The sequence below is a fragment of the Inquilinus sp. genome, assembly GCF_057815775.1.
The window spans coordinates 1-3,500 of sequence record NZ_JBYRFX010000845.1 but is presented as its reverse complement, the minus strand read 5'-3'; the positions used below and the strand labels follow the sequence as shown (position 1 = coordinate 3,500).

The following is a 3,500-nucleotide window of genomic DNA, read 5'->3' as shown; positions in this document are numbered from 1 at the left end:
GAAGAGGGCTTTCGCAGAGGGGACTACGACGCCCTCTCATCCCCTTGGGAGAAGGGCTTCTTCCTGATGCCGCTGACCCACACCGAAGGACCGGGGCACCGCGAGCGACTGGCCCGGGTGGTGACGGAGTCCGAGAAGCGGCTGGCCGCAGCGCCGGACCAGCAGCGGCGGATCTTCGAATTCGCCCTCGGCCAGGCCAGGGGCCACAGTGACGTCATCGCCCGCTTCGGGCGCTTCCCGCATCGCAACGCCGTGCTCGGGCGGCCATCCACCGCCGAGGAAGCGGAGTATGTCGCGGCCGGCGTGTTCGTCCACAAGCCCCGGCCATCTGCCGCGTCATGACCCCGCGGCCGGATCTCCTGGTCTACAGATCGACGCGCCGGATCCGGGCGCCGCAGCGGCGCAGGCGTTCGACCAGGTTGTCATAGCCGCGGTCGACATGCTCGACCCCGTGCAGCGTGCTGGTGCCGCCGGCCGCCAGCGCCGCAATCAGCAGGCCGGCGCCGGCGCGGATGTCGGTCGCCGTCACCTCGGCCGCGGCCAGCGCCGGCACGCCGCGGATCACGGCGTGGTTGCGCACCACCCGGATGTTGGCGCCCATGCGCTGCAGCTCCGGCACATGGCGGAAGCGGTTCTCGAACAGGGTCTCGGTCACCATGGCCGCGCCCTCGGCACAGCACAGCAGCGCCATCGCCTGGGGCTGCAGGTCGGTGGCGAAGCCGGGGAAGGGCTGGGTCATGATGTCGACGCCCTGCAGCCCGCCGGCGCCGCGCCGGGCGGTGATACCGCCGGACGTGGTCTCGATCTCGATCCCGGCGCCGGCGAACACCGGCAGCGCGGCGCTGAGCAGCTCGGTCGACGCCCCGGTCAGGCGCAGCTCACCGCCGGTGGCCGCGGCGGCGCAGATCAGGGTGCCCAGCTCGATCCGGTCGGGCAGCACGTCGTAGGTGGCGCCGTGCAGCCGGTCGACGCCGGTGATGCGCAGCGTGTCGGTGTCGATGCCGGCGATGCGGGCGCCCATCGCGGCCAGGCAGCGGGCGAGGTCGACCACCTCCGGCTCCCGCGCCGCATTGGTGATGGTGGTCTCGCCCTTGGCCAGCACGGCGGCCAGCATCAGGTTCTGGGTGGCGCCGACCGAGGGGAAGGGCAGCACGATGGCGGCGCCGTGCAGGCCGGCGGGGGCCGACAGCACGACCTCGCCACCCTCGATCTCCGCCGTCGCGCCCATCTGGCGGAAGCCGGCGAGGTGGAAGTCGACCGGCCGCAGGCCGATGGCGTCGCCGCCCGGCAGCGGCAGCGCGATCCGGCCCAGCCGGGCCAGCGCCGCGCCGGCGATCAGGAACGAGGCGCGCATGCGGGACACCAGCGCCGCATCGACCCGGCCGCGGCCGAAGCCGGCACCGCCCAAGGTGCCGGACAGGGTCCCGGCGTCCACGTTCCACGACACGTCGACGCCGAGTTCCGCCAGGATGCCGGCCAGGATGGCGACGTCGAGGATGCGCGGCAGGTTGCGCAGCGTCAGCCGGTCGTCGGTCAGCGCCGCCGCGACCATCAGCGGCAGCGCCGCGTTCTTGGCGCCGGCGACGGCGATCTCGCCGGCGAGGGGCGCGCCGCCGTCGATCTCCAGCCGGCCCGCAGCCGCCGCAGTCCACCACGGCGCCGCCCGGCGGAACGACACGACATTTGCACGCGACATGGGCATTCCGCTCCGGATCGTGGTCAGGACAGCATCATCGTCCGGACCGGGATAGCACGATGGGCGCCAGGATGGACCAGCCCGAAGCCGCGCCGGGTCATGATCCGGCCGGGCTGACCCCGAGCGAGAACCCGGTCATCAGGGCGTGGGCCCAGTCCGGCCGCCCGTTTTCAACGGCCCGGCGCGCGGCGCTGATGTGGTCGTAGGGGATGGCGATCTGGTCGACCGCCACCCGGTCCCCGTCCAGGTCGAGGATGGCGTAGCGGGCGGAGGGCGACCCCGATTCGGAGACATGAGCCGGCGGCGTCGGGTCGTCATAGGCCGGGCCGCCGATGCTGCCGGGGTTGATGACCCAGGGCCCGCCTGGCAATTGCAGCACATGCGGCAGGTGGCTGTGGCCGCACAGCAGGACCGGGGCGGCGACGCCGCCCAGCCGCGCGGCGATCACCGGGGCTGGCGCCCGCACCAGCCTTCCGTCCTCGATATCCTCGATCAGATAGGCGTTGTCGTCATGCGGCCGGGCATGAAAGGCGGTGATGCCGCCCGGCAGGTCCAGCTGCATCGGCAGCGCGCCCAACCAGGCGCGGCCGGCGGCGTCGAGCGCGTGGCGGGCATAGCCGTCCGAGGTCTGCGGCGACTCGTCCCGATCCTCCGAGACCCAGCGGTCGTGGTTGCCGCGCACCGTCGGCCAGCCCTTGGTCCGCAGCAGGTCGAGCGTCTCGCGCGGCCACAGCGGGCTGGAGACGCAGTCGCCGAGATTGACGATGGCATCGGCACCGCGGCGGTCGAGATCGGCCAGCACGGCCTCGAGGGCCAGGAGGTTGCCGTGGATGTCGGCAAGGATGGCGAGACGCATATGAACTCCCTATCGCGGTCTTGCTGGACCATCATGTCTTGATGGAATGGGCGGCCTCGCGTCTGATGGCGCCGCAGTCACGGCGCGGAACGAGAGCTGATGGATATCCTGAACGAGACCTTCCTGTCCCCTGCCCTGGATCCGCGCCTGGGCTGGATCAACCCGCCGCCCGACTGGTCGATCGGGCCGGAGGGGCTGAAGCTGGCCACCGCCGCCGGCACCGATTTCTGGCAGGGCACGCATTACGGCTTCCGGGTCGACAACGGCCATGTCCTGGCCCTGCCGGTCGAAGGCGATTTCGTGATGGAGACGGCGGTGCGCGGCAATCCGCTGCACCAGTACGACCAGGCCGGGCTGATGGTGCGGCTGGGCCCGACCAGCTGGATCAAGACCTCGGTCGAGTTCGAGACGGCGGAGCACAGCCGGCTGGGCGCCGTGGTCACCAATGCCGGCTGGTCCGACTGGTCGACCCAGGACATCGCGACCCGGCCGGGCGGCAACATCGGCTTCCGCATCCGCCGCGTCGGCGCCGACTACACCGTCGAGGCCGCGCCGGAGGGCGAGGACCGCTGGGTGCAGCTGCGCATCGCCCGACTGCATGCGGATGACGGCACCGGCCCGGTCACCGCCGGCCTTTACGCCTGCAGCCCAAAGGCGGCGGGCTACGAGGCACAGTTCGCGCATCTGCGGATCACGCGCGGCTAGGTCGGGGTAAAGGCGGCGCCGGCATAGGGCTTCGGCCGCGGCGCCGCGTAGCCGCCGGTCTTGGCGGTGCGCAGGCCCAGCCGCGCCAGCCCTTCGACCAGGGTGACCGCGGCGGCGACGCCGTCGATGACGGGCACGTCGTGCCACGCCGACAGCCGGGCGGCGAGGTCGGCCATGCCGGCGCAGCCGAGCACGATCGCCTCGGCCCGGTCCTCTTCCAGCGCCGCGGCGATCTCGGCCGAG

The 3,500-nt window shown here is 72.5% G+C and carries 5 protein-coding genes; 2 read left to right on the top strand and 3 right to left on the bottom strand.

The genetic code is table 11. The features are described from left to right. Positions 1-342: DUF924 family protein (locus tag AC3XYG_RS30195; protein WP_489143580.1), on the top strand; the 342-nt coding region annotated here is incomplete at its 5' end. Positions 343-364: 22 nt separating this feature from the next. Here the strand turns inward: AC3XYG_RS30195 and murA are convergent. Then, positions 365-1,696: a UDP-N-acetylglucosamine 1-carboxyvinyltransferase gene (murA, locus tag AC3XYG_RS30190; protein WP_489143579.1), complete on the bottom strand. Its 1,332-nt coding sequence runs from the start codon at positions 1,694-1,696 to the stop codon at positions 365-367. 97 nt (positions 1,697-1,793) lie between these two features. Further along, positions 1,794-2,552: a metallophosphoesterase family protein gene (locus AC3XYG_RS30185; RefSeq protein ID WP_489143578.1), complete on the bottom strand. Its 759-nt coding sequence runs from the start codon at positions 2,550-2,552 to the stop codon at positions 1,794-1,796. 99 nt (positions 2,553-2,651) lie between these two features. On the opposite strand from AC3XYG_RS30185, the gene AC3XYG_RS30180 reads away from it, so the two are divergent. Continuing rightward, positions 2,652-3,257: a DUF1349 domain-containing protein gene (locus AC3XYG_RS30180; protein ID WP_489143577.1), complete on the top strand. Its 606-nt coding sequence runs from the start codon at positions 2,652-2,654 to the stop codon at positions 3,255-3,257. Here the strand turns inward: AC3XYG_RS30180 and AC3XYG_RS30175 are convergent. Continuing rightward, positions 3,254-3,500 (bottom strand): aspartate/glutamate racemase family protein (locus tag AC3XYG_RS30175; protein WP_489143576.1); only part of this gene is annotated, 247 nt, incomplete at its 5' end. The genes AC3XYG_RS30180 and AC3XYG_RS30175 overlap by 4 nt on opposite strands.

Excerpts from the sequence above, each read along its gene's own strand:
- murA (WP_489143579.1), bottom strand. The coding sequence starts at position 1,696 with ATGTCGCGTGCAAATGTCGTGTCGTTCCGCCGGGCGGCGCCGTGGTGG.
- AC3XYG_RS30185 (WP_489143578.1), bottom strand. The coding sequence starts at position 2,552 with ATGCGTCTCGCCATCCTTGCCGACATCCACGGCAACCTCCTGGCCCTC.
- AC3XYG_RS30180 (WP_489143577.1), top strand. The coding sequence starts at position 2,652 with ATGGATATCCTGAACGAGACCTTCCTGTCCCCTGCCCTGGATCCGCGC.